Below are 25948 nucleotides of genomic sequence, written 5' to 3'. Positions count from 1 at the left end.
CGCCGCCTGGAAAGGGCAAATCCCACCGCTGCCACAGCTTTTGCCCCTCTTACTTATCATTTTTGTTGACGCAGAGCACGGCAGCGGCGGCCGGCCAGCCGGGCTCCGTCGCATCCAGCCCGAGGGCGGGGCGGCAATTGGGGAGGCCGGCGCACCAGGCATCGATGCCCGGCAGGGCGTCCGGCTCGCGCTCGGTCGGCTGGAAGGCGAAATGCGGCAGGGCGGCGGCGAGGAAGGCGGCATGCTCCCCGGTGCCGCTGGCGATCTCGAGCACCAGGCCGGCGGCGGGCAGGTGGCGGCGGAGAGTGGCAAGGAGGGGCTCGCGGTTGCGCAAGGTCGCGGGGGCGTGGCGGCGAGGGTCTGTCATGCGAGGCCGATGGCGAGGGCAATGCGCTCGCGGATTTCGGCCAATTGCGCGGCGGTGATCCGGGAGTCGGTCGCGCGGATGCGCTGCTTCGAGGTTGCCGTGACATGGTGTGGCAGGGCGAAGCAGGGCTTCGAGCAACCATTCTCCGGTGTCGGCGCGATCGGCACGGCGAGGCCAAGCGGGGCGAACTCGGCATCCTCCGTCAATGGGACGAGGAGGGCGTTCGGATAGGTCGGGAAGAGCGTGTGATCCTCGACCACAACGGCGGGGCGACGCTTGTTCGGCTCTTTCGGCAGCCCGTCGCGCCAGTCGGCGAGGACGATCTGGCCGGCCTGCAAGCGCAGCATCATGCGCCGTCGGGGATGGTGGCGGGGGTGCCCCAATCCTCGCAGAAAGCCTGGGCCTCGGGCGAGCTGGCAACATAGGCGGCGACGCGCTGCGTCTCGGCCCGGATTCGCTCGTTCCGCACTCGCCGGGCTTCGGCGGTGGCGAGGTCGCGGAGATAGGTGGAGAGGCCGATGCCGCGCTCGCGGGCGGCGGACTCCAGCATCGTCTGCACCGCTTCATCGAGCCGGACCGAGACCGGGGCACCCATGCGCTTACTCCTGTGGCGACACAAAGGTAGTCGCCCAAGGTATTACGATCAACCGCATCGGCCGACTCACTCCGGCTTGATCCCGGCCGCCTTCACCACCGGGCCCCAGGTCGAGGCGAACTCCGCCACCACCCGCTGGTACCCCGCCGCGTCCAGTGGCCGGGCCGGCGGGTAGAGGCCGGCCGCCTCCAGGCGCCGGGCGGTCTCGGGCTCTGCGGTCAGCCTGTTCACCTCGGCATTGATCCGGGCGACCAGCGCCGCCGACAGGCCGCGCGGGCCGCTGATGCCGGTCCAGGAGGTCGCCGTCAGCTGCGGGTAGCCGAGCGCGGCATAGGTCGGCACGCTGGGCAGGCCGGGGAAGGGCCCGGCGCTGCTCACCGCCAGCGCCCGGGCCTGGCCGCCGGCGATGGCGCCCGTCGTGCCGGCGAGCGGCGTCATCAGGCTGTCCACCTGGCCGGCGACGAGGTCCTGCAGGGCGGGGCCGGTGCCGCGATAGGGGATGTGGATCAGCCGGGCGCCGGTGAGGCGCGCCAGCAGCTCCCCCTGCAGGTGCTGCAGGCTGCCGACGCCGGTGCTGGCGAAGGCGAGGCCCTGGCGCCAGCTCTCCGCCGCCAGGAGATAGGACGGGAAGTCGTGGAAGCGGCTGGCGGCGGGGACCAGCAGCACGGTCGGCGTCTCGGCGACCAGCACGACATGGGTGAAGTCCCGGTCGCTGTCATAGGGCGGCCGCTCCTGCGCCAGCGGGACGATGCCGTGCGGCGAGGTGTTGGAGATACCGATCGTCCCGCCATCCGGCGCGGCGCGGGCGATGGCCTCGGCGCCGAGCATGCCGCCCGCCCCCGGCCGGTTCTCGATGATGATGGCCCGGCGGAGCGCCGCCGCCAGGCCGGGGGCGATCACCCGCGCCGTGGTGTCCGAAGCGCCGCCGGGGGCGAAGGGGACGATCATGCGGATCGGGCCGGCGGGTTGCGCGGCGGCGGCCAAGGAGACGAGGAGCAGCAGGGTCAGCAGGGCACGCATGGGACCTCCATCCGCCCAGCTTGCAGCAATCCGCGTGCCGTCGCCTCAGGCGAAGGCCAGCCCGTGCCGCGCGGCATAGTCCTCGAGGCGCCGCGGGTCCTGGTCGGCCCAGGCCAGGCCGACATGCCCGTCTGGCCGCAGCAGGTAGGCGGCGTCGCGCCGCAGCCCGACCTGCCCGGCCGCATCGCTCCAGGGATGCGCCGCGGCGTCGAGGCCGAGGCGCGCGGCCGTGGCGGCGAGGCCGGGCGAGAGCGCGCCATGCACCACGAGGCGCCAGCCGAGGCTGGCCATGCCCCCCTCCATGCCCCCCTCCCCTGGCACCCAGGGCAGACGGTCGCCGCCCGCGACATCGCCCGCCTCGCCCTCGCTCAGCGCGCTCTGCGGATAGGCGATGCGGATCTGCGAGAGGGTGCGGAAGACGGCGTGGCGGGCGGCGGAGAAGCCGGCGAGGAAGGGCAGCAGGTGCGGCACCACCCAATGGCGCAGCAGCCGCCCGCCGCGGCCGCGGCTGACCACGGCCTGGAAGGCGCGGTCGGTGGTCTCGACCAGGGTCCGGGCGAAGGCGATGCGCTCGGCCTCATAGGTGTCGAGCAGGGCCGGCGCGGCCTGGCGGCGGAGGACGGCGGCGAGCTTCCAGGCGAGGTTCACCGCATCGCCGATGCCGGTATTCATCCCCTGGCCGCCGGCGGGGCTGTGGATATGGCCCGCATCGCCGGCGATGAAGGCGCGGCCGGCGCGGAAGCGGGCGGCGACACGGTGATGGACGTGGTAGGTCGAGAACCAGTTCACCGCCTCGACCCGGATGCCGAGCAGCGCCTCGGCCGTGGCGCGGACATTCTCGAAGCCGATCGCCTCCCGGCCTTCCAGCGCCTCCGGCAGGATGCCGAGCAGGCGCTGCTGGCCCTCGCGCACCGGGAAGAGCAGGGCGAGGCCGGTCGGGTCGAGGGTGATGAAGAGGTCGCGGTGGAAGGGGCCGGCGATCCGCACATCGGCCACGTAGAAGCGCTGGCGGTAGGTGCCGCCGGGGAAGTCGAGGGCGAGGGCCTCGCGGACGCGGCTATGGGCGCCGTCGCAGCCACAGAGGAAGGCGGCGGTGCAGCTCCTCTCGCCGCCGGCGTGACGGAGGCGCGCCTCGATCCCCGTTGCGGTCTTGGTGAAGCCGAGCAGCTCGGTGCCCCATTCCACGGCGAGGCCGGCGGCCTCGAGCTGCCCGACGAGGAAGCGCTCATGCTCGTCCTGCGGGAAGGCCAGGGCGAAGGGATAGGGGCTGAGGCCCTCGCCGAGATCGCCGAGCGCGAACCGCGCCACCTCCTCGCCCTCCTCGCGGAGATGCACGGCCGGGATGCGGATGCCGCGCTCCACCACGGCGCCCGCGATGCCGAGCCCCTCGTAGAGTTCCAGCGTGCGGGCCTGGACGACCATGGCGCGGGAGGCCTCGCCGGGCCCGGCGGCCTTGTCGAGGATGCGGCAGGCGATGCCGCGCTTCGCCAGGCTCAGGGCCAGGACGAGGCCGGTCGGGCCGGCGCCGGCGATCAGGACCTCGGTCTCGGACATTGCCTTGCTCCCGTGCAAGGGCATAACTGACCCGATGGTCAGTTACGATGCAAGCAAAAATGACCGGCCGGTCAGTTCACGCGGCCCGAGCCCGGCCAGGACCGCCCGCACCCGCGAGGCGATCCTCGGCGCGGCGCTCGACCTGTTCCTCGATGCGGGCTTCGATGGGGTGCGCATGGCCGATGTCGCGGCGCGGGCCGGCATCGCCAAGGGCACGCTCTACCTGCACTTCGCCGACAAGGCGGCGCTGTTCGAGGGCGTCCTGCGGGGGGTCATCGCCGGGCCGCTCGCCGGGCTGACGGAGGGCGTGCCGGCGCCGGGCGAGCGGGTGCGGGACTTCCTTGCCCGCATGGCGGGGCCGGTGCTGCGGGACATGGAGGGCTCGCGCCGGGCGGCGGTGCTGCGGCTGGTCATTGCCGAGGGCGGGCGCTTCCCGGTGCTGGCCGAGACCTACCATCGCCTGGTGGTCGGCCCGGGCGCCGCCGCCTTCCGCCGGCTCGGGCGACTGGCGCTGGAGCGGGGCGAGCTGCGCGGCGACGGGCTGGAGCGCTTCCCCCAGCTGCTGGCCGGGCCGGTGGTGCTGGCGACGCTGTGGAACGGCCTCTTCACCGCCGAGCCGAGGATCGACCCGGAGGCGATGTTCCTCGCCTGGCTCGACCTCGTTTTCGGCCCGCCTCTCCCGCCGGAGGACCGGACGGGCTAGATAGGGCCGCGATGCAATACCTCAGCACCCGCGGCGAGGCCGCGCCCCGCGATTTCGAAGGCGTCCTGTTGGCCGGCCTCGCCGAGGATGGCGGGCTGTTCCTGCCCGAGTCCTGGCCGAGCCTGTCGCCTGCCGAGTGGCGGGGGCTGCGCGGCCTGCCCTATGCCGAGCTGGCGGCGCGGCTGATCCACCCCTTCGCCGGGGAGTCGCTGTCCTTCGAGACGCTGCGGGGGATGACGGAGGAGGCCTATACGGGCTTCGGCCACCCGGCCATCGCGCCGCTCGTGCAGCTCGATGCGCGCTGCTTCGCGCTGGAGCTGTTCCACGGGCCGACGCTGGCCTTCAAGGACATGGCGATGCAGCTGCTCGGGCGGCTCTTCGACCACGCCCTGGCGCGGCGGGGGGAGCGGATCACCATCGTCGGCGCCACCTCGGGCGATACCGGCTCGGCGGCGATCGAGGCCTGCCGGGACCGCGGCGCCATCGACCTCGTCATGCTGCACCCGGAAGGGCGGACCTCGGAGGTGCAGCGGCGGCAGATGACGACGGTGCTGTCGCCGAACGTCGTCAATCTCGGCATCCGGGGCAGTTTCGACGACTGCCAGGACCTGGTGAAGGCGATGTTCAACGACGCGCCCTTCCGCCGGGAGATGCATCTGGCGGCCGTCAACTCGATCAACTGGGCCCGCGTCGCGGCGCAAATTCCCTACTACGCCCATGCGGCGCTGGCGCTCGGTGCGCCGGACCGGCCCGTCGCCTTCTCGGTGCCGACAGGCAATTTCGGCAACGTTCTCGCGGCCTGGGCGGTGCGGCGGATGGGGCTGCCGGTGGAGCGGCTGATCATCGGCGCCAACCGTAACAACATCCTGGCCCGCTTCATCGCCTCCAACGACATGTCGATCCGCGCGGTGGAGCCGAGCCTGTCGCCGAGCATGGACATCCAGGTCAGCTCCAATTTCGAGCGGCTGCTCTTCGAGCTGCTGGGCCGCGACGGGGCGGCGACGGCGGCGGTGATGGGGCGCTTCCGCAGCGAGGGGCGGATGCCGGTGCCGGATGCCGCCTGGCACGAGGCGACGCGGCTGTTCCACGGCTTCACCCTCGACGATCCGGGGACGCTGGGCGAGATCCGGCATCTCTGGCAGGGCGCCGGGTACCTGGCCGACCCGCATACGGCGATCGGCACGGCGGCGGCGCGGGCGCTGGCGCCGGAGGACCGGTCGATTCCCGTCGTGGTCGCGGCCACCGCCCATCCGGCGAAATTCCCCGATGCGGTGGAGGCAGCGATCGGCGTCCGCCCGCCGCTGCCGCCGCGGCTGGCCGATCTCTACCAGCGGGAGGAGCGCTTCAGCCTCGCCGCGCCCGATCTCGGCGCGGTGGAGGCGCTGGTGCGCAGCCATGCACGTCGGAACGGGGGCGCCCGCGGCGGCGCCTGACCTCCACTCCCGCCCTCGCCTCCCGGCCCCATATCTCCCGCATGACCTCCTCCCCCAGCACAAGGTCCCTCATGTCCGAAGCCGTCCGCGTCACCCGCCTGCCCAATGGCCTCACCGTCGTCTCCGAGGCCATGCCGCGGGTCGAGACCGTGTCCTTCGGCGCCTATGTCTCCGCCGGCACCCGCCATGAGAGCGAGGCGGAGAACGGCGTCTCCCACTTCCTCGAGCACATGGCCTTCAAGGGCACGGCGACGCGCGACGCCGCCGCGATCGCCCGCGAGATGGAGAATGTCGGCGGCCACCTGAACGCCTACACCGCCCGCGAGCAGACCGCCTATTACTGCAAGGTGCTGAAGGAGGACCTGCCGCTCGCCGCCGACATCATCGGCGACATTCTGACGCATTCCACCTTCATCCCCGACGAGCTGGAGCGCGAGCGCGGCGTCATCCTGCAGGAGATCGGCCAGGCGAACGACACGCCGGACGACATCGTCTTCGACCACTTCCAGGCGACGGCCTATCCCGACCAGCCGATGGGCCGGCCGACCCTCGGCACCGAGGACGTCATCAAGCGGATGAAGCGCGAGGCGCTGACCGGCTACATGCAGCACCATTACGGGCCGGAGCGCATGGTGGTCGCCGCCGCCGGCGCGCTCGACCACGATGCGCTGCTCGGGCTGGTGGAGCGGCATTTCCACGACCTGCCGACCGTCGCCCCGCCGCCGCCGGAGCCCGCGCGCTACACGGGCGGCGAGTTCCGCGAGGAGCGCGACCTCGACCAGGTGCACATCGTCCTCGGCTTCCCCTCCTGCGGCTACAAGGACCCGCTGCACTACCCCTCGCTGCTGCTGAGCACCCTGCTCGGGGGCGGGATGTCCTCGCGGCTGTTCCAGGAGATCCGCGAGAAGCGCGGTCTGGTCTACTCGATCTACTCCTTCGCCCATCCCTTCGACGACAGCGGCCTCTTCGCCGTCTATGCCGGCACCGGCGAGTCTGAGGCGGAGGAGCTGGTGCCCGTGACCCTCGAGGAGCTGCGCAAGGTGCAGACCGGGGTGACGCAGGAGGAGCTGGACCGCGCCAAGGCGCAGCTCCGCGCCAGCCTGCTGATGAGCCTCGAGAGCACCGGCAGCCGGACGGAGCAGCTGGCGCGGCAGATCCAGGTGCATGGCCGCATCATCCCGATCGATGAGACCAAGGCGAAGATCGCCGCCGTCACCATCGAGCAGGTGCAGGAGGCGGCACGCCAGGCCTTCCGCGGCACGCCGACGCTGGCGCTCCTCGGCCCGGCGGGGAAGGTGCCCGGGGTTAAGGAGATCGCCGCCAGCCTGCGTTGACGGACGCGCGAGCGAATATGTGAATATTCAATCGCGTCGCATCCCCCCTAACCTCCCCTGAGCGAGAGCCCTGGCCAACGGGGGCATGCGGTGCGGAAGCGCCGGGACGTTCAGGGGAGTGAAGGATGAAGCGGCGCGATTTCCATATCCTGGCCGGCGGCAGCCTGGCCTTCGGGTTGGCTGCCCCGGCGGTCCGGGCCCAGGCCAAGAAAAGCCTGGCCTTCGTCGTCAACGTCTCGGCCGATTTCTGGACCATCGCGCGGCGCGGCATCGAGAAGGCCAACCGCGAGCATCCCGATTTCGACATGGAGATGATCATCCCGGGCCAGGCGAGCGCCGCCGAGCAGCGCCGCATCCTGGACGAGCTGCTGGCCCGCAAGGTCTCGGGCGTCGCCATCTCCGCCATCAACCCGGCGAGCCAGACCGACGTGCTGAACCGCGTCGCCGATCAGTCCGTGCTCTTCACCACCGACAGCGACGCGCCGGCGAGCAAGCGGATGCTCTATATCGGCACGGACAACGTCGCCGCCGGCCGCGCCGCGGGCGAGCAGATGAAGAAGGCGATGCCCGAGGGCGGCCGCGCCATGCTCTTCGTCGGCACCATGGACGCCGACAATGCCCGCGAACGGGTGCAGGGCATCCGCGAATCGCTCCAGGGCGGCAAGATCGAGATCATCGATGTCCGCACCGACGAGAGCGACTTCGCCCGCGCCCGCCGCAACGCGGAGGATGCGCTGTCGCGCGAGCGAAACCTCGGCATGATGGTCGGGCTCTGGGCCTACAACACGCCGCAGATCTACCAGGCGGTGCGCGAGGCGGGCCGGCAGGGCCAGGTGAAGATCGTCGGCTTCGACGAGGATGCGCTGACTTTGCGCGGCGTCGCCGACGGCACCATCCACTCGACCGTGGTGCAGCAGCCCTATGAGTTCGGCTACCGCTCGATGAAGGGGCTGATCCGCGTCGTCAACGGCGACCGCGGCTGGATCCCGGCGAGCAAGCAGGACATCGTCGAGACCAAGGTCATCGACAAGACCAATGTGGGCGAGTTCCAATCCTACATGCGGGGCCTGCTGCGGAGCAGCTAGCGTGCTGCTGGAGCTTACCGGGATCGGCAAGTCCTATCCCGGCGTCCGCGCGCTCGACGATGTCTCGCTGCATCTGGCGGCGGGCGAGGTGCTCGGCCTCGTCGGCGAGAACGGCGCGGGCAAGAGCACGCTGATGAAGGTGCTCGGCGGCGTGGTGCGGCCGGATGCCGGGCGGATCCGGCTGCATGGCCGGGACTTCCCCGCGCTCACCGTGGCCGAGGCGGGGGCGCAGGGCATCGCCTTCGTGCATCAGGAGCTCTCGGTCTTCGACAACCTCGATGTCGCGGCCAATGTGCTGATGGGGCGGGAGCCGGTCTGGGGCGGGCCGCTCCGGCTGGTGGACCGGCGGGCGGCCCGGGCGGAGGTGGCGCCGCTGCTGGCGCGGCTCGGCGCGGATTTCGGGCCGGAGGCGCCGGTCGCCGCCCTCTCCATCGCGCAGCGGCAAATGGTGGAGATCGCCCGAGCGCTGTCGATGCAGGCGCGCATCATCATCCTCGACGAGCCGACCAGCAGCCTGACGCTGTCGGAGACGGACCGGCTGCTGGCGACCATCGCCACGCTCCGGGCCGCGGGGACGGGCATCATCTACATCAGCCACCGGCTCGGCGAGATCACCAGCTGCGCCGACCGGGTGACTTGCCTGCGCGACGGGCGGGTCGTCGGCCATCTGGCGCGGGGTGAAATCAGCCATACCACGATGACGCGGATGATGATCGGGCGCGACCTGAAGTCGCTCTACACCCCGCCCGCCGCGGCACCCCGCGACGATGGCGGGCTCCGCATCGAGGGCCTGGTCACCGAGGCCTTCCCGGACCGCAGCATCGAGCTCGCGGTGCGGCCGGGCGAGATCCTCGGCCTGGCCGGCTTGGTCGGAGCGGGGCGGACCTCGCTGGCGCGGGCGCTGTTCGGCATCGAGCCGGCGCTGGCGGGGAGCATCTGCCTCGGCGGCCGGGCCCTGCGCATCGGCAGCCCGCGCGAGGCGATCGCAGAGGGGATCTATCTCGTGCCGGAGGACCGCAAGCGCTCCGGCCTCGTGCTCGACATGTCGATTGCCGAGAATGTCTCGCTGCCGGACCTCCCGGGCCATGCGCGGGCAGGGCTGGTGCAGGGCGCCTCCGAGGCACGGACGGCGGAGGCGCAGCGGCAGTCGCTGCGGATCCGCACCCCGGGCGTCGCGGTCAGGGCCGGGGCGCTCTCAGGCGGCAACCAGCAGAAGGTGGTGCTCGGCAAGTGGCTGGCGATGCGGCCGCGCGCCCTCATCTTCGACGAGCCGACCCGCGGCGTCGATGTCGGCGCCAAGGGCGAGATCTACGCGCTGATGCGCGGCCTCGCCGATCGCGGCGTCGCCGTGCTGATGATCAGCAGCGACATGGAGGAGGTGATCGGCGTGAGCGACCGTGTCGCGGTAATGCATGAGGGCCGGATCGCCGGCGCGCTGGAGCGGGCCGAGGTGAATGAGCCGAACATCCTCCGCCTCGCCACCGGGCAGCAGCCGGAGCGGCACCGGGCGACGGCGGAGGCCGTGTGATGGGACGGAAGGAGCTCGGCCTCGCCATCCTCATCGTCGCCATCGCGGCCGTCACCGCGGCGCTGAACCCGCAATTCCTGTCCACCGTGAACCTGATGAACATGGCCAACCTGATCGGCCTGTTCGGCATCTTCTCGATCGGCCAGGGGATGATCATCATCACCGGCGGCATCGACCTCTCCGTCGGGTCGATCTTCGCCCTCCTCGGCGTGGTCTTCCTCGACCTCACGGCCAATATGGGCGTGGCTTGGCCGGTGGCGGTGCTGGTGGTGCTGGCGCTCGGCCTGCTGATGGGGCTGGCGCACGGGCTGCTGGTCACCAGGCTCGGGCTGCAGCCCTTCGTCGTCACGCTGTGTGGGCTGCTGATCTATCGCGGCGCGGCGCGCTACTACACGGGCGATTCCACCATCAGCCTCGGCTATGCGGAGGGGCTGGATGCCATCACCTGGCTGGCCGCGGGGCGGAGCTTCGGCGTGCCGCACAGCTTCTTCGCCCTCGTCATCGTGGCGCTGGTGATGGGCGTCGTGCTGCACCGCTCGGTCTTCGGGCGATACCTCTTCGCCGTCGGGCGGAACGAGGAGGCGGCGCGGTATTCCGGCATCCGCACCGGGGCGGTCGTCACCGGCGCCTATGTCCTGGGCGGGCTGCTGGCGGCCTTCTCGACCATCCTGCTGGTCTTCTACACCAGCTCCGTCTCGCCCTCCTCCTTCGGCAATTTCTACGAGCTCTATGCCATCGCCGCCGCCGTGCTCGGCGGCTGCTCGCTGCGCGGCGGCGAGGGCAGCGTGCTCGGGATCGTGCTGGGGACGGTGCTGCTGCAGATCCTGCAGAACCTGGTGAACATCCTCGGCATCCCCTCCTCGCTCAATTTCGCGGTGATGGGCGGCGTGATCCTGATCGGCGCGCTGGCCGACCGACAGCTCGCGCGGCGCAAGTCGGCGCCGGCGCGGGTGGCGGCGAAGGGGGCGGTGGCGGCGGCGGAATAGGTCGGGTCGCGACGGCCCGAACCTGACCCTACGCCGGCAGGATGGACGGTCCCCTGTTATCGTCTCGGAGAGGCCGGAACTGCCGCAAGCGGCCGGTAGTCGGCCGGCCGCTGGAAACGGGCAGGGTCCTGCGGCCCGTAGGTGACGCGCGTTGCGACATACAGCGTCGATGCGTCCGAACCGCTGCCCTCGACAAGCCGCAACGGCACCCCGTCCGCGGTGATGCAGGCATGCCGCGCCTCATCCGCGCTGCCTCCATCCTTCGGTTCGATCCGCCAGACCGTGCAGGCTTGCCCGGCAACCGTATCGGCCCCCTCGCGCGTCACCTTGGCATCGGGGCGGACCAGGATGATGTCCTGGGTCATCACTGCGGCCATCTTGCCAAGGTCGTGGTAGGTGCGGTCCGCGTCGACCAGCACGACCACTCCACCGCTGCGGGTGTCGATGATGTGGACCACGCGATTAATCAGGCTCCGGCCTTCCGTCCGGATCCGGCCTTCGGATGCAAGCCAGGCCACGGCGTCCACAGTAGGCGGCGTGTTCTCGACCTGATAGGCCACGGCCACGTCGCGCGTCGGCATCATCGGAGGGCGATCCTGCGCATGGGCAACGGGGATGGCGGACGCGGCTGCAATGCACGTCATGACTGCTTGCAAGGCGAATGGTCGCACGATTTCCAATCCTTGGTGACGCCTGATATTCCTTCGTGAAACCTGGAAGTCAATCAGCGTCCTTTGGACTCGCCGGGCCGGCATTCATCCGCTCGCCTGCGCGGGCCGGACGTCTCGCGGGCTTCGCTTGCCCTGCCGCGAGGACCAGATCGAGCACAGAGGTATTGGCGAGGCCGCGTGGGCCTCCCGGCGGGGCAGGAAGGTCTCAGTAGCTCTTCGGCTGCTCCAGCACCCGCTCGGCGATGAAGGAGAGGATCATCTGCTCCGAGACGGGGGCGATGCGGCAGATCATCACCTCGCGCAGCAGGCGCTCGACCACGTATTCCTTCGCATAGCCCATGCCGCCAAGGGTGAGCATGGCGCGCAGGCAGGCCTCGTAGCCGGCCCGCGCGCCGAGCAGCTTCGCCGCATTGGCCTCGGCGCCGCAGGGGCGGCCGGCATCGTAGAGCCAGGCGGCCTTCATCACCATCATCCAGGCGCTCTCGAGCGCGGTCCAGCATTCGGCGAGCGGGTGCTGGATCGCCTGGTTCTGGCCGATCGGACGGCCGAAGACGCTGCGCTCCCGCGCATAGCGGCCGGCGCGCTCCAGCGCGTCGCGGCCGATGGCGATGGCCTCGGCGGCGATCAGGATGCGCTCGGGGTTCAGGCTGTCCAGCACGTAGGAGAAGCCGCGGCCCTCCTCGCCGATGCGGTCCTCCTCCGGGATGAAGAGGTCGTCGATGAAGACCATGTTCGAGTCGACGGCGGCGCGGCCCATCTTCGGGATGCGCTGCACCTCGACGCGGCTGCGGTCGAGGTCGGTGTAGAAAAGGGTGATGCCCTCCGAGGCGCGCCGTGCCTCCTCCTTCCGCATGGTGCGGGTCAGCAGCATGATCTTGTTGGCGACCTGGGCGGTCGAGGTCCAGATCTTCCGACCCGTAACGCGGTAGCCGCCGGGCACCTTGCGGGCAAAGGTGGTGATGCTGGTGGTGTCCAGCCCGGCATTCGGCTCGGTGAAGCCGAAGCAGGCCTGGTCGGTGCCGGCGACGAGGGCGGGGATCCAGCGCGCCTTCTGCGCAGGTGTTCCATGGACCACGATCGGGTGCGGCCCGAACATGTTGATGTGCAGCGCCGAGGCCGCGCCCATCGCCCCGCCATGCCGGGCAACGGCGTGCATCATCAGCGCCGCCTCCGTCACGCCGAGGCCCGCGCCGCCATGCTCGGCCGGCATGGTGATGCCGAGCCAGCCTCCCTCGGCCATGGCACGGTGGAACTCGCGCGGGAAGCGCGCCTCGGCCTCGCAGTCGCGCCAGTAGTCGTCGCCGAAGCGGCGGCAGGTGGCGGTGACGCCCTCGACGATCGCCTCCTGCTCGGGGGTGAGGCCGAAATCCATGGTGATCCTCCCGCGGTTGCCGAAGGATCGGCCCGCCGGGGCGGCGGGGCAAGCGCCCGGATCGCACCGAGGCCGCAACGGATCGCGGGGATTCCGGACCGCGCCCGAAGGCGGGCCGGGCCGCCCTGCCCTGCTCGCTTGCCAAGCTTGCCGGTTCGGGCGAAGACCCTCTTCCAGCCACCCAGTTCGGAGACAGCCATGGCCTCGGCGTTCGACCGCATCGCCGACATCATTGCGGAGACCAGCGACGTCCCGCGCGAGACGATCAGGCCGGACAGCCATGTGATCGAGGATCTCGGCATCGACAGCCTCGACTTCCTCGACATCGTCTTCGCCATCGACAAGGCCTTCGGCATCAAGGTGCCGGTCGAGGCCTGGACGCAAGAGGTGAATTCGGGCGCCGCGCCGGCCTCGCAGTACTTCGTCATGGAGAACCTGGCGAAGCGGGTCGAGGAGCTGGTGGCGGCCCAGGCCGGCGGCTAGGCGCTGTGCAGCTCGAATATTTCCGGATGATCGACCGGGTTGTCTCGATCGGGGCCGAGGCCATCGCCGCCGAGGCGGTGGTGCCCGAGGCGAGCCCGGTCTTCGAGGGGCATTTCCCCGGCCATCCGCTGGTGCCCGGCGTGCTGCTGCTGGAGACGATGGCGCAGGCCTCGGGCTACCTGCTGCTGGCCCGGCTCGGCTTCGCCCGCATGGCCTTCCTCATCGGCAGCAAGGAGCTGAAGCTCCGGCGCTTCGTGCGGCCGGGGGAGCGGCTTTCCGTCACCGCGCGGCTGGTGCATGAGGGCTCGGGCTATGCGGTCACCGATGCGGCCATCGCCGGGGACGGCAAGCGCATCTGCGAGGTGCGCGAGATGAAGTTCAGCCTGGCCGATTTTCCGGCGCCGGAGCTCGCCGCCACGATGCGGGAGCAGGCGGCGCGGATCGGGCTGCCGGCATGAGCGAGCCGGTCTGGATCACTGGCATCGGCCTCGCCTCCTCGCTCGGCGAGGGGGCGGAGGTGCATGGCGCGGCGCTGCACGCGCCCGAGGCGCGGCCGGTGGTGGACGAGGCGGGCTTCGCCCCCTTCCCCATCCACCCGATGCCGGCCCTCGCCCTCGATGCGCAGATCCCGAAGAAGGGCGACCAGCGGCAGATGGAGCCCTGGCAGCGGCTCGGTACCTATGCGGCGGGCCTCGCGCTCGACCATGCGGGGGCCCGGGGGCTGGTGGGGGACATGCACCTCCTCGTCGCCGCCGGCGGCGGCGAGCGGGACGTGGCGCTCGACGAGGCGATCTGCGCGGAACTGGCCGCGCTGCCGCCGGGCGAGGCGGGGCCGCTGCTCAATGCGCGGCTGGCGAACGGCCTCCGGCCGACGCTGTTCCTGGCGCAGCTCTCCAACCTGCTGGCGGGCAACATCTCCATCGTGCATGGCGTCACCGGCTCCTCCCGCACCTTCATGGGCGAGGAGGAGGCGGGGGCGGAGGCGGTGCGCATCGCCGCGGCCCGGCTGGCCGAGGGGCGGGGCGAGGTGGCGCTGGTCGGCGGGGCCTATGCGGCGGGGCGGTGGGACATGCTGCTGCTCTTCTCGACCTCGGGCGGGCTGTGGCGCGGGCCGTGGGCGCCGCTCGCCGCGCGGCCGGGCGGCGGGGTGGTGACGGGGAGCATCGGCGCCTTCCTGGTGCTGGAGACGGCGCGGCATGCCCAGGCCCGCGGTGCGCGCGCCCTGGCGCGGCTCGGCGCGGTGCGGAGCGGCGCGGCGCGGCGCCGGGACGGGGACAGCGCCAGGGCGAGCGCCGCGGCGCTGGCCGAGGGGCTGGCGCTGCGGCCGGGCCATGCCGTCATCTCCGGGGCGAGCGGCATGCCCGAGGCGCTGGCGGAGGAGCAGGCCTTCCTTGCCGGCCTGGCCGGAGCCGGGCCAACGCGCTTCACCGCCGACCTGATGGGGCATGGGGTGGAGGCGGCCTTCCCCGCCAGCCTGGCGCTCGGCGCGCTGGCCGTCTCGGAAGGGATGGCGCCGCAGGCGCTGGTGACGGGCTTCGGCCTTTGGCGCGGCGAGGCGCTGGCCCTGCTGGAGGCGGCATGATGCGGGACCATCTGGGGCGGCCCCTGGTCGCGGTAACGGGGATGGGGCTGGTGACGCCGCTCGGCATCGGCCTCGAGGAAAGCTGGCGGGGGCTGCTCGCCGGACGGTCGGGCATCCGCCGCATCACCCGCTTCCCGACCGAGCACCTGAAGACGCGGATCGCCGGGCAGGTGGAGTTGCCGGGGGAGGAGGCGATGGCCTCGCCGGAGCGGGTGGAGCGGATGGCCGGGATCGCCGCGGCGGAGGCGGTGGGCCAGGCCGGGATCGGCGGGCGCTTCCCCGGCCCGCTCTTCCTCGGCATGCCGCCGGTCGAGGTGGAATGGCCGCAGCGGCTGGCGCTGGCGCGGGCCGGCGCGCACTACCCGGCGATGATCGCGGCGGCGGAGGGGCAGCGGGCGCTGTTCGAGACCTTCCTCTTCGGCGGGATCGGGGAGCGGCTGGCGGCGCGCTTCGGCACGCGCGGCGCGCCGGTCTCCGTCACCACGGCCTGCGCGACGGGTGCCTCCGCGATCCAGCTCGGGATCGAGGCGATCCAGCGGGGCGAGACGGCGGCGGCGCTCTGCATCGGCGCGGAGGGCAGCGTGGCGCCGGAGCCGATGATCCGCTTCTCGCTGCTCGCGGCGCTGTCGACGCGCAACGACGAGCCGGAGCGCGCCTCGCGGCCGTTCGAGAGGACGCGCGAGGGATTCGTCATGAGCGAGGGCGCGGCGGCGCTGGTGCTGGAGAGCCTGGAGGCGGCGGAGGCGCGTGGGGCGGAGGTGCTGGGGCTGGTGCTCGGCGCCGGCGAGCGGGCGGACAGCTTCCACCGCACGCGGAGCAACCCGGATGGCGGGGCGATCATCGGCGCGATGCAGGCCGCCATCCGCGATGCGGGGCTGGAGCCGGCGCAGATCGACTATGTCAACGCGCATGGCACGGGGACGCCGGAGAACGACAAGATGGAGACGCTCGGCATGCGCGCCGTCTTCGGCGAGGCCCCTCCCCCGATCTCGTCCAACAAGTCGATGATCGGGCACACGCTCTCGGCGGCCGGGGCGATCGAGGCGGTGGTGAGCCTGCTGACCATCCGCGACAGGATGCTGCCGCCGACGATCAACCACGAGACGCCGGACCCGGCGATTCCGCTCGACGTGGTGCCGAATGCGGCGCGCGCGGCGAAAGTGGAGCGGGTGTTGTCGAACAGCTTTGGCTTCGGCGGGCAGAATGTATGCCTCGTGCTGGGGGCGGCGCCATGAGCGGCCCGACGGCCGGGGCGCCGGGAGCCAGATCGGCCAGCCTGCCGGAGGCGCGCGCATCATGAGGGCCTTGCAGCTCTTTGGCGACAGGGACACGCGTCTCGTCGATGTGGCGGAGCCGCCGCCGCCGGGGCCGGGCGAGCTGCGGTTCCGCATGCACGCGGTCGCGCTCAACCACATCGATGTCTGGGGCTGGCGGGGGATGGCCTTCGCCAAGCGCCATTTCCCGCTGACGGTGGGGGCGGAGGCGGTGGGCGAGGTCGTCGCCATCGGCGCGGGCGTCGAGGGCTGGCGCGTCGGGCAGATGGCGGTGCCCTATGGGGCGCAGACCTGCGGCCAGTGCCGGGCCTGCCGCGAGGGGCGGGACAATCTCTGCGAGAACGTCTCCGGGGTGAAGGGCTTCCACCTCGACGGTTTCGCGCAGGAGATCGTCAACCAGCAGGCGCGGCTCTGCGTGCCGGTGCCGGCGGGCATCGCCGTCGAGGATGCCGCCTGCGCGGCGATCACCTTCTCGACCGTGGAGCACATGCTCTTCGACAATGCGCGGCTGGAGCCAGGCGAGACGATCCTGGTGCAGGCGGCGGGGTCGGGAATCGGGACGGTTGCGGTGCTGATGGCGAAGGCGATGGGCTGCACCGTCATCGCGACGGCCGGGTCGGATGAGAAATGCGAGCGCGTCCGGGCGCTCGGGGCGGACCATGTCGTCAACTACACGACCGACCGCTTCGAGAGCGTGGCGCGCAAGGTGACGCGGAAGCGCGGCGTCGACGTCGTCTTCGAGCATGTCGGCGCCACGACCTGGGCGGGGTCGCTGCTCTCGCTCAGGATGGGCGGGCGGTTGGTGACCTGCGGCAGCACATCCGGCGTCTCGGCGGAGACCAACCTGATGATGCTGTTCCAGCGGCAGCTGCGCATCATCGGCAGCTTCGGCGCGGCGATGCGCAACGTCGCCGACGGGCTCGGCAAGATGGCGGGCGGCATCCGGCCGGTGATCGACGGCACCGTGCCGCTCGACGGCTTCGCCGGAGCCCTGGCGCGGCTGGAGGCGCGGCAGGTCTTCGGCAAGATCGTCGTCACGCTGTGACGGCCCCCGCATAGGCAGCAATCCCGGCGCCCCGCGGCACGGGCGCCCAGGCAGGAGCCGATCGTGACCGGTGGCCGCAGCCATCTCTGTGGGCGGAAGGCATGAAGGACAGGGCCGTCGCGGCGCTGGTGCGGGTGCTCTTCGCGCTCGTCCGCGCGCTGGGGCCGGACCGGGCGGGGGCGCTCGGGGCCGCGGTGGCGCGGCGGGCGGGGCCGCTGGTGAAGGCGCACCGCATCGCGCTCGGCAACGTCGCGGCGGCCTTTCCGGAGATGCCCGCGGCGGAGCACCGGAGGATCGTCGGCGAGGCCTGGGAGAATTTGGGGCGCACCGCGGCCGAATACGTCCATCTCGAGCGGATCTGGGACTTCGACCCCGACGGCCCGCCGGGGCGGATCGAGATCGCGCCGGAGGTGGTCGAGCGCTTCCTCGCGCTGCGCGAGGACGGGAAGCCGGCGCTCCTCTTTGCGGCGCATCTGGCGAATTGGGAGCTGCCGGCCGTCGCCGCGGCGAAGCATGGGCTGCCCTCCGCCGTGCTCTACCGGACGCCGAACAACCGCGCGGTAGCACGCGACATCCGGGTGCTGCGCGAGGGAATCATGGGGCGGCTGATCGCGGCCGATGTCGCGGCGCCGGTGCGGATGATGGAGGCGCTCGACGAGGGGCTGCATGTCGGCATGCTCATCGACCAACGCTTCGGGCGGGGGCCGGTCGTGCCCTTCCTCGGGCGGCCGGCGGCGTCCAACCCGCTGCTGGCGCGGCTGGCGCGGCGCTTCGACTGCCCGGTGCATGGTGCGAGGGCGATCCGGCTGCCGGGCGGCCGGTTCCGGCTGGAGCTGACCAAGGTGGTGGAGCTGCCGCGGGACGGGCGCGGGCGGGTCGATGTGGAGGCAGCCACGGCGCTGCTCAACCGGATCGTCGAGGGCTGGGTGCGGGAGTATCCGGGGCAGTGGCTCTGGATGCACCGGCGGTGGCGCCAGGCCTCAAATCCTCAAGCCGGGGATGCGCCAAGGCCTTGATCCGGCGCGGTTCGGGTGCCGGGCTTGAGGGTTTCAAGACTTTAGGGCTGGTTGGCGACGGGGGCGGTGACCCAGCCCTCGAAGGGCGGCTCGCCGCATTCCTCGCACCAGAGCTCGCGGTTGAGGCCGATCAGGTGGAGGCGCGCATCGCGGCCGACCAGGGCGATCAGCCTGGCGCGGTTATAGGTTCGGGACCGGCAGCCGCAACGCAGGCAGAGCGCCTCGTCGCGCGCCAGGTCGCTGACCGTGAGGGCGAAGGCAGGGTCCATGATGAGGACAAAGGTAGAACATCCCTGCCGGTTCCGCAAGCTGATATGACCGGCCCCGAATCGTTCGCCGGCTACGCCGCCGTGGCGGTGCAGCCCGGGCCGTTGCGGTTGAAGCTGGTGATGCGACCCTCACGGGATTCGAAGACCAGGATGCAGCCTTCCGGCGCGCCGCCATAGCCGCCGAGGCCGAAGCCGAGCCCGGTGCCCACCCCGACGCCGCTGCCGTAGCCGCCGAAGCTGCCGAAGCCGAGGCCGATGCTCGGGAAAACGGCGGGGCGGCTGGAGGGGCGGGCGAACTCGTATTGCAGCAGGCGGCGGCCATCGGCCTCATAGGTGCGGCTGGGGACGCCGAGATTGGCGACCACATCCGCTTCCGGGCGGCCGACATAGGTGCCGATGCGGCGGTCGAACTCGGCCGTGGTGCCAGAGGAGCCGCAGGCGGCGAGCAGCAGGGGCAGCAGGAGGAGGAGGCGATGCATCGGCGGGGGCCCGTCCGCGGGCGGCGGGATTGCCGGCGCGGCCATTCGTAACGCCTGGCGGCCGGCCTGGATGCATTAGGCGGTGAGCTGCGCGCTGCGCCCGGCATTCACATCGAGGGTGGTGCCGGAGATGGTGGGCGCGCCGGGGCCGCAGAGGAAGGCGATGGCCTCGGCGATCTGCTCGGGCGGCAGCACGGGGATCGGGAGGGCATGGCCGGCGAAGGCCGCGGCGCGGCGCGGGTCGGGCTGCGGGGCGTCGCCGCCGCGATGGACCATGGGTGTCTCCACCGCCGTCGGGGCGACGGCATTGACGGTGATGTTCTCCGCGCCGAGCTCGGCGGCGAGCGACTTCATCAGCCCGGTCAGCGCCCATTTCGTCGCGGCATAGGCGCCGGAGTCGCGGACGCCCATGCGCGCCTGGACGGAGGTGGTGATGACGATGCGCCCTCCCCTGCCCCGCCTCCGCATGCCCGGCAGCATCGCCTGGATGGTGTTGAGGGTGCCGGTGAGGTTGACGTCGAGCATCGCCTGCCAGGCCGCCGCGTCGGGCGTGGCGAGGCTGCCGTTGATGGCGATGCCGGCATTGGCGACGATGAGGTCGGGGCCGCCGCCGAGCTCCGCCTCGATGCGCTGCGCGGCGGCGCGGAGCGCGGCGGCGTCGCGGATGTCGGCGACGAGCGGGAGGGTGCGGACCCGCTGCTCGCCGGCGAGGCGGGTGGCCTCGTCGAGCTCGGCGCGGGTGGCGAGGCGGTAGCCGCGCAGCGCCGGGATGGCCTCCGGGTCGGCGATGTCGAGCAGGGCGATGTCGGCGCCGAGGCGGGCCAGAACCAGCCCGGTGGCGCGGCCGATGCCGCGGGCGGCGCCGGTGACCACCGCCGTGCGGCCGGTGAGCGGGCGGTCCATGGGCGTCAGGGCGTCGGCGGGGGCGGCGGCGAGGGCCATGGTGGTGGCGGCGGCGAAGAGCTGGCGGCGTTCGGTCATCGGCATCCTCCGATGGGGCAACGCGGCGGGGCGGGCTATGCTCCATGGCCGGAGGCGTCATGATGCTCGAGGATTTCGCCGACCTGCTCGCGCGGCTGCCGGTCTCCGCGGCGACGCGGGAGGTGCTGGCGGCGCGGATGACGGCGCCGGGGCGGCATTACCACGGGGCGGGGCACCTGGCGGTGCTCTGGGCGCGGCACCGGTCCTTCGGCGCGGCGGCCGGCCTTGGCGATGCAGCGACCGGGCGGCTGATCGCCTGCGCCATCGCCTATCACGATGCCGTCTACGACGCGACGCGGCGGGACAACGAGGCGCGCTCGGCCGCGCTGTGGCGGGCCGCCGCCGGGGAGGCGGGGCTGCCGGAGGGCGAGGTCGAGTGGGTGGCAGGGACGATCCTCGCGACGGCGGACCATCTCGGCTACCGCCCAGCTCCCGGAGAGCCGGGCGAGGCGGCGCGGCTCTGGATGCTCGACCTCGACCTCACCCCGCTCGGCGAGGCGCCGGAGGATTTCGCCCGCAACACGGCGCTGCTGCGGAAGGAATACCGCCACCTGGACGAGGCGAGCTGGGAGGCCGGGCGCCGGGTCTTCCTCGCCGGGCTCCGGGCCTGGCCGCGGCTCTACCGGACGCCGGTGCTCGCCGCCGCCTTCGAGGCGGCGGCGCGGCGCAACATCGCGCGGGAACTGGCGGGGTAGTCCCGCCGGGCCTCAGGCGTGGTCGGGCGCGTTGAGCTGGCGCGGCGCGCCGAGCTGCTTCTGGCGGAGCGCGGCGAGCCGGTCCGACAGGGTGTTCGGCAGAGCGGGCCGGCCGGAGGCGGCCGCCATGGCCGCGGCGATGTTCGGGTCGTCCTGTTCCGGGCGGCTCGGCTGCAGCAGCTTCGCCTTGGAATTCGCCGCCTCGGCGGCGGCCAAGTTGCGCGCGGCGTTGTCCTGCATCGCCTTCAGCGCGACGGAAAGGCCGCTGGTGGCGCTGGACAGGCCCGCGGCCTGGCGGGCAGCCTCGGCGCGGCGCTCGGCGACCTCGCGCTGCTGCTCGGCGCGGCCCATGTCGCGCTGGGCGCGGTTCAGCGCGTCGCGGGCGCCCTTCAGCTTCTGGCCGGCCTGGGTGTAGGTGTCCTCGAGCATGTGCAGGAAGTTGGCGGCATCGGCCGCGTCCTGGCGCTCGCGGTCGATGTCGGGCGCCATCTGTTCGAGCATGCCGACCAGGGTGGCGAGGCTGCGCTCCAGCTCGGTCTTGCGGCCCGGGTCGGATTCCGCCTGCAGGCGCTGCTGGAGCTGCTCGGCGGCGGCCATGCGCTGCTGCGAGAGCTGTCCGATGGCGTCGGCCTCGCGCTGCTCGCGGTCGAAGGCCTGGCGGGCCTCGGCGACCTGGCGGCCGAGCTCGTCCAGGTGCTGCTCCATCCCGCGCAGCTCCGCCTCGGTGGCGGATTGCGGGTCCCAGCGGACCAGCGCCTCGACGGCGCCCTGGACGGCCTGGTCGGTCTTCACGCCGACGAGGTTGCGGATGAAGGAGATCATGCGGGGGTTTCCTTGCTGGCTAGGGTTGGGCTTGGAGGCTTCAGCCGGCCATGGCGCCGGCATTGATGAGCGCGACGGCGAGCTGGATGCCGACGAGGACGCAGGCGGCGCCGACATTGTCCGCCTCGATCATCGCGCGGAGGCCGCGGAACAGGGCGGCGGTGAGCAGGAAGGCGAGCAGCTGCACCACGACCGCGACCACGCCCCAGATCAGGATGTCGAGGGTGACGACGCTGGTCGCCAGCGTCGCGGCGAGCGGGATGGCCAGGGCGACGAGGGCGCCCATGAAGACGATGCCGGCGGCGGTATTGCCCTCGCGCACCAGCTGCCGCTCGTGGAAGGGCGTGAGGGCCATGTAGCAGGCGATGCCGATCGCCAGCAGGCCTAGGGTGGCGGCCAGCTGGACGACCAGGATGGGCAGGCCGGACCAGAGGGTATCCAGGATCGAAGCCAAGGCGGGGTGTCCTCCGGTATCGTTGGCTGTCAGGCCAGCGAGAGCGAGCCGGCGTTGATGTCGATGCCGGCGCGGATCTCGACCCAGGCGCGGCCGCCCTCCTCCACCGCGGAGACGAGGATGTACTCGACCGGCGGCGCCGGCGCCGCGAGCCCGGTCTCGGCCGCGTAGAGCATCGCCGCCTGCTGGCGCTGGCGGGTGCCCTCGAGGCTCTCGATGGTCTCGGGCATGGGGCGCGGCGGCACCGGCTCGGCGCCTGGGGACCAGTGGCGGGCGTAGAGCTTGCCGTCCTGGGTCTGGAATTCCGGCCAGCCGATCATGCCCTGCTGCGGGTCGAGCCAGGCGCCCCACTCCGCCTCGTCGGCCGGGGCGACCTCGTCCAGGATGGCGAAGTAGCGGCATTCGCCGATCTCGCCCCGGGGGTCGAGGTAGATCTGGAAGAAGCTGTGGCCGTCCGGCAGGTAGAGCCGCGTCAGCTCCTCGCTGCCCTCGCGGATGCGGCCCACGGCCTGCACGCTGACCCGGGCATCGCCCTGGGCGAAGGCCGGCGCCGGCAGCTTGATGCTGCCGGCGCCGAGCAGGAAGGGCGTCGGGTCGCAGGTGATGGTCATGCCGAGGCGGAAGCGCGGGGCGTTGGGTGCCATCTCCGTCCTCGTCCGTGGGGCGGGACGCGTCTGGGGGCCGCCCGGCGCGGGCGAGGCGGCGCGGCGGCGCCGCAGGGCGAGGAAGCCGATGACGCCGGCGCCGCCGAGCAGGACCAGCCAGGGGATGCCGCCGCCCTCCTCCGCCTGTGGGGGCGGGGCGGCAGGGGTGCGGGTATCCGCGCGCGGTGCGGCGGCGACCTCGGGCGGCACGTCGGGCGGCAGGTAGTTGGGGTCGCGCGGCTGGTCCTGGCGCTCAGTGAGGCGGCGGTCGAGCTCGTCGAGCTGGCGGCGGATCTCGGGGTCGGTCTGGGCGCGGCTCTCGGCCTCGGCCCGGAAGTCGCGGTAGCCTGGGTCGTCTCGGTGGTTGTGGAAGAAGTCGGTGCTGCCGGCGCGGCCGAGATTGCTCAGCATGAACCAGAGGAAGACGCCGTCCCACAGGCCGAAGCTGCGCTGCATGCCGGGGAAGGCCTGCGGCGACCAGCCGCGGTCGGCGTACCAGCCGCCGTTGCGGCCGGGGCGGTAGCCGGGCATCGGGCCGGTGGGGGGCGTGCGGGCGCCGCCGCGCCACCAGCCGCCATCGGTCTGGGCTGGCGGCAAGGGGGGGGGGCGCTGCGGGCGCTGGGCCTGCTCCTGGGCCTGCTGCTGCTGGGCGCGCATGCGGGACAGGGCATCGCCCGAGCGCTCGCGCGAATAGGACCGGTCCCAGGCGGAGCCGCTGCCGACCGAAGGGCGGCGGGGGTAGGCCCCGCTCGGCAGGGTGGGGCGGCCGTAGCCGCCGCTGCTGGAGGGTGTCCGCGGCGCGATGCGGGAGCTGCCGAAGGAGGGCGTGCGGGCATAGCCGCCGCCGGACCGGACGCCGCCGCTCGGGCGGGAATAGCCGCCGCTCGAGCGCATCTGCGCGGCGGCGTCGGGGATGAGGCCGATCGCGCCCGGGCCGGCGGCCAGGAGGGCAAGGCCGAGTATGCCGGTGAGGAGGCGCCCGGGCCCGCTGCTGCCGTTCATCCGCATGGGCAAGGCGTCAGCGGACGCTCGGCGGATTGGCCTGATTGGCCGGCGGCAGGCGGGTGCCGGCGGTGGTGTCGGGGGCGGTGCGGGCGGCGCCGCCGCCGGGATCGGTGCGCGGACGGCCGTCGGTGATCTCGCCCGGCTTCGGGGCAGGCGGCGCCGCATCCGGCGCGGGGCGCGGGATCGGGCGGTTCACGCCCTGGGCGGGAGCGGTGCCCTGGGCCATGGCGGCCAGCGGTTGGACGACGAGGAGCATGGCCGCAAATGCGACGGATTTCAGCGGCATGATGGGTCCCTTCCCGGCTTGGCGGGCCAACGCCCCACAGGCAGGACGGGTTGCGGGCGCAGTGAACCCGGCCCCGCCGGCGGCGTTGCGATCCAGGCCGGGTGCGGGTGGCGCCCGGAAGCGGGGCCTCGCATGACCGAACAGAACGATCTCAAGCTGAATGCGCGCCGGCGATTCTTCGGCGCACTCGGGCTTGCCGCGGTGGCGGCGCCGGCGGCCGCCTTCGAGGCGGATGGCGGCACGGGCGGGCTGCCGCCGCAGAAGGAGAGCGAGGCGGAGAAGCGCAAGCCGCGCTACCGCGAGACCGACCATGTGCGGGCCTTCTACCGCACCAACCGGTACTGAGCGCCATGCTGATCCGGCGGAGCGAGGGCCAGGCGGCGCGGCAGCGGTTGGCGAGCGCCTATCACGGGCTGAGCGCGGGGGGTACGGACCGGCGCGGCTTCCTCAAGCAGGCGGGGCTCGGCGGGGCCGGGCTTGCGGCGCTCGGCGCGCTGCCGCCGGTGATGACCCGGGCCGCGGCGGCGGAGGCCCCGCCGCGCGCCGCGCCGGTCCAGCGGGTGAAGAATGTCTGCACCCATTGCTCGGTCGGCTGCACCGTCATCGCCGAGGTGCAAGACGGCGTCTGGACCGGGCAGGAGCCGGCCTATGAGTCGCCGATCAACCGCGGCACGCATTGCGCCAAGGGCGCCTCCGTGCGCGAGCTGGTGCATGGTGGGCGGCGGCTGAAATACCCGATGAAGCTGGTCGGCGGGGAATGGCAGCGCCTCTCCTGGGACCAGGCGATCGAGGAGATCGGGGCGAAGCTGCTCGAGATCCGCGAGCGCAGCACGCCGGAGGCGGTGTTCTGGCTGGGCTCGGCCAAGTTCACCAACGAGGCGGCCTACCTGTTCCGCAAGTTCGGCGCCTTCTGGGGGACCAACAACACCGACCACCAGGCGCGCATCTGCCACTCCACCACCGTCGCGGGCGTGGCGAATACCTGGGGCTACGGCGCGCAGACCAACAGCTACAACGACATCCGCAACGCCAAGACCATGATCATCATGGGCGGCAACCCGGCGGAGTCGCACCCGATTGCTGTGCAGCACCTGCTCGCGGGGCGGGAGCTGAACCGGTCGCACCTCTTCGTCGTCGACCCACGCTTCACCCGCACGGCGGCGCATGCGACGGAGTATGTGCGCATCCGGCCGGGGACGGACATCCCCGTCATCTGGGGCATGCTCTGGCACATCTTCGAGAATGGCTGGGAGGACCGCGAGTTCATCCACCAGCGCGTCTACGGGATGGACGAGATCCGCCGCGAGGTGGCGAAGTGGAACCCGCGCGAGGTGGAGCGCGTCGCCGGCGTGCCCGAGGGGCAGCTCAAGCGCATGGCGCAGGTCTTCGCCACGCAGAAGCCAGCGACCCTGATCTGGTGCATGGGCGCGACGCAGAAGACGGTCGGCACGGCGAACGTGCGCGCCTTCTCCATCCTGCTGCTGGCGACGGGGAATGTCGGCAGCGCGGGCACGGGCGCCAACATCTTCCGCGGGCACACCAACGTGCAGGGGGCCACCGACATGGGCCTCGATGTCTCGACGCTGCCGGCCTATTACGGGCTCGACGAGGCGGCCTGGCGGCACTGGTGCCGGGTGTGGGACGTTGAGTACGAATGGATGCAGTCGCGCTTCGTCTCCAAGAAATTCATGGAGACGCCGGGCATCCCAAGCACGCGCTGGTTCGACAGCGTGGTGCTGCCGAAGGATCAGATCGACCAGCCGACGAACTGCAAGGCGATGTTCGTCATGGGCCATGGCGGCAACACCGTGACTCGCATGCCGGAGGCGGTGAAGGGGCTGGAGCAGCTTGAGCTGCTGGTGGTCGCCGACCCGCATCCCACGACCTATTCGCAGATCTCGAACCGCCGCGACGGCACCTACCTGCTGCCGATCTGTACGAATTTCGAGACGGTCGGCAGCCGCACGGCCTCCAACCGCTCGCTGCAATGGGGCGAGAAGGTCGTCGACCCGATCTTTGAGAGCCGCAACGACTACGACGTGATGTATGCGCTGGCCAAGCGCCTCGGCTTCGCCGAGCAGATGTTCAAGACCATCAAGGTCGAGAACGGCGTGGTGTCGGTGGAGGACATCCTCCGCGAGATCAACCGCGGCACCTGGGCGCTCGGCTATACCGGCCAGTCGCCGGAGCGGCTGCGGCACCACATGAACAACCAGCAGTATTTCGACGTGACGACGCTGCGCGGGCAGCCCGGCACGCCGGTCG

Annotated in this window: 29 protein-coding genes; 15 read left to right on the top strand and 14 right to left on the bottom strand. The window is 72.2% G+C overall.

Going from position 1 to position 25948, the window contains the following annotated elements; genetic code table 11:
• Window positions 1-49: 49 nt before the first annotated feature.
• The 5 genes from AC5JJ1_RS19085 to AC5JJ1_RS19065 form a co-directional block, all read right to left on the bottom strand.
• A complete protein-coding gene (locus tag AC5JJ1_RS19085; protein ID WP_495786694.1) occupies window positions 50-367 on the bottom strand; it encodes a DUF938 domain-containing protein in 318 nt (105 codons plus the stop codon).
• Entirely contained in the window at window positions 364-717 is a 354-nt protein-coding gene (locus tag AC5JJ1_RS19080) for a type II toxin-antitoxin system PemK/MazF family toxin (RefSeq protein ID WP_495786693.1), read from the bottom strand. Before AC5JJ1_RS19080 ends, AC5JJ1_RS19085 begins: the two co-directional genes overlap by 4 nt.
• Window positions 714-962, bottom strand: a complete 249-nt coding sequence (locus AC5JJ1_RS19075) for a hypothetical protein (RefSeq protein WP_495786692.1) — start codon at window positions 960-962, stop codon at window positions 714-716. The genes AC5JJ1_RS19080 and AC5JJ1_RS19075 overlap by 4 nt, the downstream gene beginning before the upstream one ends.
• Window positions 963-1028: 66 nt before the next feature.
• The gene (locus tag AC5JJ1_RS19070; RefSeq protein WP_495786691.1) at window positions 1029-1982 is read right to left on the bottom strand and encodes a Bug family tripartite tricarboxylate transporter substrate binding protein; all 954 of its coding nucleotides are present in this window, start codon (window positions 1980-1982) and stop codon (window positions 1029-1031) included.
• Window positions 1983-2027: 45 nt separating this feature from the next.
• Window positions 2028-3536: an FAD-dependent monooxygenase gene (locus AC5JJ1_RS19065; protein WP_495786690.1), complete on the bottom strand. Its 1509-nt coding sequence runs from the start codon at window positions 3534-3536 to the stop codon at window positions 2028-2030.
• A 34-nt stretch (window positions 3537-3570) separates the two neighbouring features.
• Here AC5JJ1_RS19065 and AC5JJ1_RS19060 point away from each other — a divergent pair, with 34 nt between their 5' ends.
• From AC5JJ1_RS19060 to AC5JJ1_RS19035, 6 genes are all read left to right on the top strand, one after another.
• Window positions 3571-4239 carry a TetR/AcrR family transcriptional regulator gene (locus AC5JJ1_RS19060; protein WP_495786689.1) on the top strand — a complete coding sequence of 223 codons (669 nt, stop codon included), beginning with the start codon at window positions 3571-3573 and terminating at the stop codon, window positions 4237-4239.
• An 11-nt stretch (window positions 4240-4250) separates the two neighbouring features.
• Window positions 4251-5672 carry a threonine synthase gene (gene thrC, locus AC5JJ1_RS19055; RefSeq protein ID WP_495786688.1) on the top strand — a complete coding sequence of 474 codons (1422 nt, stop codon included), beginning with the start codon at window positions 4251-4253 and terminating at the stop codon, window positions 5670-5672.
• A 71-nt stretch (window positions 5673-5743) separates the two neighbouring features.
• Complete coding sequence (locus AC5JJ1_RS19050) at window positions 5744-7006, top strand: M16 family metallopeptidase (protein ID WP_495786687.1); 1263 nt, start codon at window positions 5744-5746, stop codon at window positions 7004-7006.
• 125 nt (window positions 7007-7131) lie between these two features.
• Window positions 7132-8091, top strand: a complete 960-nt coding sequence (locus tag AC5JJ1_RS19045; protein WP_495786686.1) for a sugar-binding protein — start codon at window positions 7132-7134, stop codon at window positions 8089-8091.
• Window position 8092: 1 nt separating this feature from the next.
• Entirely contained in the window at window positions 8093-9619 is a 1527-nt protein-coding gene (locus tag AC5JJ1_RS19040; protein WP_495786685.1) for a sugar ABC transporter ATP-binding protein, read from the top strand.
• A complete protein-coding gene (locus tag AC5JJ1_RS19035; protein WP_495786684.1) occupies window positions 9619-10605 on the top strand; it encodes an ABC transporter permease in 987 nt (328 codons plus the stop codon). The genes AC5JJ1_RS19040 and AC5JJ1_RS19035 overlap by 1 nt, the downstream gene beginning before the upstream one ends.
• A 56-nt stretch (window positions 10606-10661) precedes the next feature.
• Here the strand turns inward: AC5JJ1_RS19035 and AC5JJ1_RS19030 are convergent, their stop codons facing one another.
• The gene (locus AC5JJ1_RS19030) at window positions 10662-11189 is read right to left on the bottom strand and encodes a hypothetical protein (protein ID WP_495786683.1); all 528 of its coding nucleotides are present in this window, start codon (window positions 11187-11189) and stop codon (window positions 10662-10664) included.
• Window positions 11190-11481: 292 nt separating this feature from the next.
• Complete coding sequence (locus tag AC5JJ1_RS19025; protein ID WP_495786682.1) at window positions 11482-12648, bottom strand: acyl-CoA dehydrogenase family protein; 1167 nt, start codon at window positions 12646-12648, stop codon at window positions 11482-11484.
• Window positions 12649-12846: 198 nt separating this feature from the next.
• Here AC5JJ1_RS19025 and AC5JJ1_RS19020 point away from each other — a divergent pair, with 198 nt between their 5' ends.
• From AC5JJ1_RS19020 to AC5JJ1_RS18995, 6 genes are all read left to right on the top strand, one after another.
• A complete protein-coding gene (locus AC5JJ1_RS19020) occupies window positions 12847-13131 on the top strand; it encodes an acyl carrier protein (protein ID WP_495786681.1) in 285 nt (94 codons plus the stop codon).
• Window positions 13132-13157: 26 nt separating this feature from the next.
• Window positions 13158-13589, top strand: coding sequence for a 3-hydroxyacyl-ACP dehydratase FabZ family protein (locus AC5JJ1_RS19015; protein WP_495786680.1), 432 nt, complete (start codon window positions 13158-13160; stop codon window positions 13587-13589).
• The gene (locus tag AC5JJ1_RS19010; protein ID WP_495786679.1) at window positions 13586-14713 is read left to right on the top strand and encodes a beta-ketoacyl-ACP synthase; all 1128 of its coding nucleotides are present in this window, start codon (window positions 13586-13588) and stop codon (window positions 14711-14713) included. Before AC5JJ1_RS19015 ends, AC5JJ1_RS19010 begins: the two co-directional genes overlap by 4 nt.
• On the top strand, window positions 14710-15948 hold the full coding sequence (locus AC5JJ1_RS19005; RefSeq protein ID WP_495786678.1) for a beta-ketoacyl-ACP synthase: 1239 nt from the start codon (window positions 14710-14712) through the stop codon (window positions 15946-15948). The genes AC5JJ1_RS19010 and AC5JJ1_RS19005 overlap by 4 nt, the downstream gene beginning before the upstream one ends.
• A gap of 61 nt (window positions 15949-16009) precedes the next feature.
• The gene (locus AC5JJ1_RS19000) at window positions 16010-17032 is read left to right on the top strand and encodes a zinc-binding dehydrogenase (RefSeq protein WP_495786677.1); all 1023 of its coding nucleotides are present in this window, start codon (window positions 16010-16012) and stop codon (window positions 17030-17032) included.
• A gap of 101 nt (window positions 17033-17133) precedes the next feature.
• A complete protein-coding gene (locus AC5JJ1_RS18995; RefSeq protein WP_495786676.1) occupies window positions 17134-18048 on the top strand; it encodes a lipid A biosynthesis lauroyl acyltransferase in 915 nt (304 codons plus the stop codon).
• A 41-nt stretch (window positions 18049-18089) separates the two neighbouring features.
• On the opposite strand, the gene AC5JJ1_RS18990 is transcribed toward AC5JJ1_RS18995, so the two are convergent.
• The 3 genes from AC5JJ1_RS18990 to AC5JJ1_RS18980 form a co-directional block, all read right to left on the bottom strand.
• Complete coding sequence (locus AC5JJ1_RS18990) at window positions 18090-18317, bottom strand: hypothetical protein (RefSeq protein WP_495786675.1); 228 nt, start codon at window positions 18315-18317, stop codon at window positions 18090-18092.
• Between the two features lie 71 nt (window positions 18318-18388).
• Window positions 18389-18796: a hypothetical protein gene (locus AC5JJ1_RS18985; RefSeq protein WP_495786674.1), complete on the bottom strand. Its 408-nt coding sequence runs from the start codon at window positions 18794-18796 to the stop codon at window positions 18389-18391.
• A 75-nt stretch (window positions 18797-18871) separates the two neighbouring features.
• The gene (locus AC5JJ1_RS18980; protein ID WP_495786673.1) at window positions 18872-19777 is read right to left on the bottom strand and encodes an SDR family oxidoreductase; all 906 of its coding nucleotides are present in this window, start codon (window positions 19775-19777) and stop codon (window positions 18872-18874) included.
• 59 nt (window positions 19778-19836) lie between these two features.
• On the opposite strand from AC5JJ1_RS18980, the gene AC5JJ1_RS18975 reads away from it, so the two are divergent.
• Window positions 19837-20472, top strand: a complete 636-nt coding sequence (locus AC5JJ1_RS18975) for an HD domain-containing protein (RefSeq protein ID WP_495786672.1) — start codon at window positions 19837-19839, stop codon at window positions 20470-20472.
• 12 nt (window positions 20473-20484) lie between these two features.
• Here AC5JJ1_RS18975 and AC5JJ1_RS18970 read toward each other — a convergent pair whose 3' ends face one another.
• From AC5JJ1_RS18970 to AC5JJ1_RS18955, 4 genes are read right to left on the bottom strand one after another with little or no spacing between them, the layout of a single operon-like run.
• Complete coding sequence (locus AC5JJ1_RS18970; protein ID WP_495786671.1) at window positions 20485-21294, bottom strand: hypothetical protein; 810 nt, start codon at window positions 21292-21294, stop codon at window positions 20485-20487.
• Between the two features lie 40 nt (window positions 21295-21334).
• Window positions 21335-21748, bottom strand: a complete 414-nt coding sequence (locus tag AC5JJ1_RS18965) for a DUF350 domain-containing protein (RefSeq protein ID WP_495786670.1) — start codon at window positions 21746-21748, stop codon at window positions 21335-21337.
• A gap of 29 nt (window positions 21749-21777) precedes the next feature.
• Entirely contained in the window at window positions 21778-23394 is a 1617-nt protein-coding gene (locus AC5JJ1_RS18960) for a DUF2491 family protein (RefSeq protein WP_495786669.1), read from the bottom strand.
• Window positions 23395-23410: 16 nt separating this feature from the next.
• On the bottom strand, window positions 23411-23683 hold the full coding sequence (locus tag AC5JJ1_RS18955) for a hypothetical protein (RefSeq protein WP_495786668.1): 273 nt from the start codon (window positions 23681-23683) through the stop codon (window positions 23411-23413).
• A gap of 132 nt (window positions 23684-23815) precedes the next feature.
• Between AC5JJ1_RS18955 and AC5JJ1_RS18950 the strand changes: the two genes are divergently transcribed.
• Together AC5JJ1_RS18950 and AC5JJ1_RS18945 are read left to right on the top strand one after the other, a co-directional pair.
• Complete coding sequence (locus tag AC5JJ1_RS18950) at window positions 23816-24028, top strand: hypothetical protein (protein WP_495786667.1); 213 nt, start codon at window positions 23816-23818, stop codon at window positions 24026-24028.
• A 5-nt stretch (window positions 24029-24033) separates the two neighbouring features.
• Window positions 24034-25948: molybdopterin-dependent oxidoreductase (locus tag AC5JJ1_RS18945; RefSeq protein ID WP_495786666.1), on the top strand; the 1915-nt coding region annotated here is incomplete at its 3' end.

The sequence above is a fragment of the Belnapia sp. genome (assembly GCF_059504005.1).
This window is presented reverse-complemented; position numbering and strand designations above follow the sequence as displayed.

Bases quoted from the DNA above. Each gene is read 5' to 3' on its own strand.
- AC5JJ1_RS19085 (WP_495786694.1), bottom strand. From the start codon at position 367: ATGACAGACCCTCGCCGCCACGCCCCCGCGACCTTGCGCAACCGCGAG.
- AC5JJ1_RS19080 (WP_495786693.1), bottom strand. From the start codon at position 717: ATGATGCTGCGCTTGCAGGCCGGCCAGATCGTCCTCGCCGACTGGCGC.
- AC5JJ1_RS19075 (WP_495786692.1), bottom strand. From the start codon at position 962: ATGGGTGCCCCGGTCTCGGTCCGGCTCGATGAAGCGGTGCAGACGATG.
- AC5JJ1_RS19070 (WP_495786691.1), bottom strand. From the start codon at position 1,982: ATGCGTGCCCTGCTGACCCTGCTGCTCCTCGTCTCCTTGGCCGCCGCC.
- AC5JJ1_RS19065 (WP_495786690.1), bottom strand. From the start codon at position 3,536: ATGTCCGAGACCGAGGTCCTGATCGCCGGCGCCGGCCCGACCGGCCTC.
- AC5JJ1_RS19060 (WP_495786689.1), top strand. From the start codon at position 3,571: ATGGTCAGTTACGATGCAAGCAAAAATGACCGGCCGGTCAGTTCACGC.
- thrC (WP_495786688.1), top strand. From the start codon at position 4,251: ATGCAATACCTCAGCACCCGCGGCGAGGCCGCGCCCCGCGATTTCGAA.
- AC5JJ1_RS19050 (WP_495786687.1), top strand. From the start codon at position 5,744: ATGTCCGAAGCCGTCCGCGTCACCCGCCTGCCCAATGGCCTCACCGTC.
- AC5JJ1_RS19045 (WP_495786686.1), top strand. From the start codon at position 7,132: ATGAAGCGGCGCGATTTCCATATCCTGGCCGGCGGCAGCCTGGCCTTC.
- AC5JJ1_RS19035 (WP_495786684.1), top strand. From the start codon at position 9,619: ATGGGACGGAAGGAGCTCGGCCTCGCCATCCTCATCGTCGCCATCGCG.
- AC5JJ1_RS19030 (WP_495786683.1), bottom strand. From the start codon at position 11,189: ATGATGCCGACGCGCGACGTGGCCGTGGCCTATCAGGTCGAGAACACG.
- AC5JJ1_RS19025 (WP_495786682.1), bottom strand. From the start codon at position 12,648: ATGGATTTCGGCCTCACCCCCGAGCAGGAGGCGATCGTCGAGGGCGTC.
- AC5JJ1_RS19020 (WP_495786681.1), top strand. From the start codon at position 12,847: ATGGCCTCGGCGTTCGACCGCATCGCCGACATCATTGCGGAGACCAGC.
- AC5JJ1_RS19015 (WP_495786680.1), top strand. From the start codon at position 13,158: ATGATCGACCGGGTTGTCTCGATCGGGGCCGAGGCCATCGCCGCCGAG.
- AC5JJ1_RS19010 (WP_495786679.1), top strand. From the start codon at position 13,586: ATGAGCGAGCCGGTCTGGATCACTGGCATCGGCCTCGCCTCCTCGCTC.
- AC5JJ1_RS19005 (WP_495786678.1), top strand. From the start codon at position 14,710: ATGATGCGGGACCATCTGGGGCGGCCCCTGGTCGCGGTAACGGGGATG.
- AC5JJ1_RS19000 (WP_495786677.1), top strand. From the start codon at position 16,010: ATGAGGGCCTTGCAGCTCTTTGGCGACAGGGACACGCGTCTCGTCGAT.
- AC5JJ1_RS18995 (WP_495786676.1), top strand. From the start codon at position 17,134: ATGAAGGACAGGGCCGTCGCGGCGCTGGTGCGGGTGCTCTTCGCGCTC.
- AC5JJ1_RS18990 (WP_495786675.1), bottom strand. From the start codon at position 18,317: ATGGACCCTGCCTTCGCCCTCACGGTCAGCGACCTGGCGCGCGACGAG.
- AC5JJ1_RS18985 (WP_495786674.1), bottom strand. From the start codon at position 18,796: ATGCATCGCCTCCTCCTCCTGCTGCCCCTGCTGCTCGCCGCCTGCGGC.
- AC5JJ1_RS18980 (WP_495786673.1), bottom strand. From the start codon at position 19,777: ATGACCGAACGCCGCCAGCTCTTCGCCGCCGCCACCACCATGGCCCTC.
- AC5JJ1_RS18975 (WP_495786672.1), top strand. From the start codon at position 19,837: ATGATGCTCGAGGATTTCGCCGACCTGCTCGCGCGGCTGCCGGTCTCC.
- AC5JJ1_RS18970 (WP_495786671.1), bottom strand. From the start codon at position 21,294: ATGATCTCCTTCATCCGCAACCTCGTCGGCGTGAAGACCGACCAGGCC.
- AC5JJ1_RS18960 (WP_495786669.1), bottom strand. From the start codon at position 23,394: ATGAACGGCAGCAGCGGGCCCGGGCGCCTCCTCACCGGCATACTCGGC.
- AC5JJ1_RS18955 (WP_495786668.1), bottom strand. From the start codon at position 23,683: ATGCCGCTGAAATCCGTCGCATTTGCGGCCATGCTCCTCGTCGTCCAA.
- AC5JJ1_RS18950 (WP_495786667.1), top strand. From the start codon at position 23,816: ATGACCGAACAGAACGATCTCAAGCTGAATGCGCGCCGGCGATTCTTC.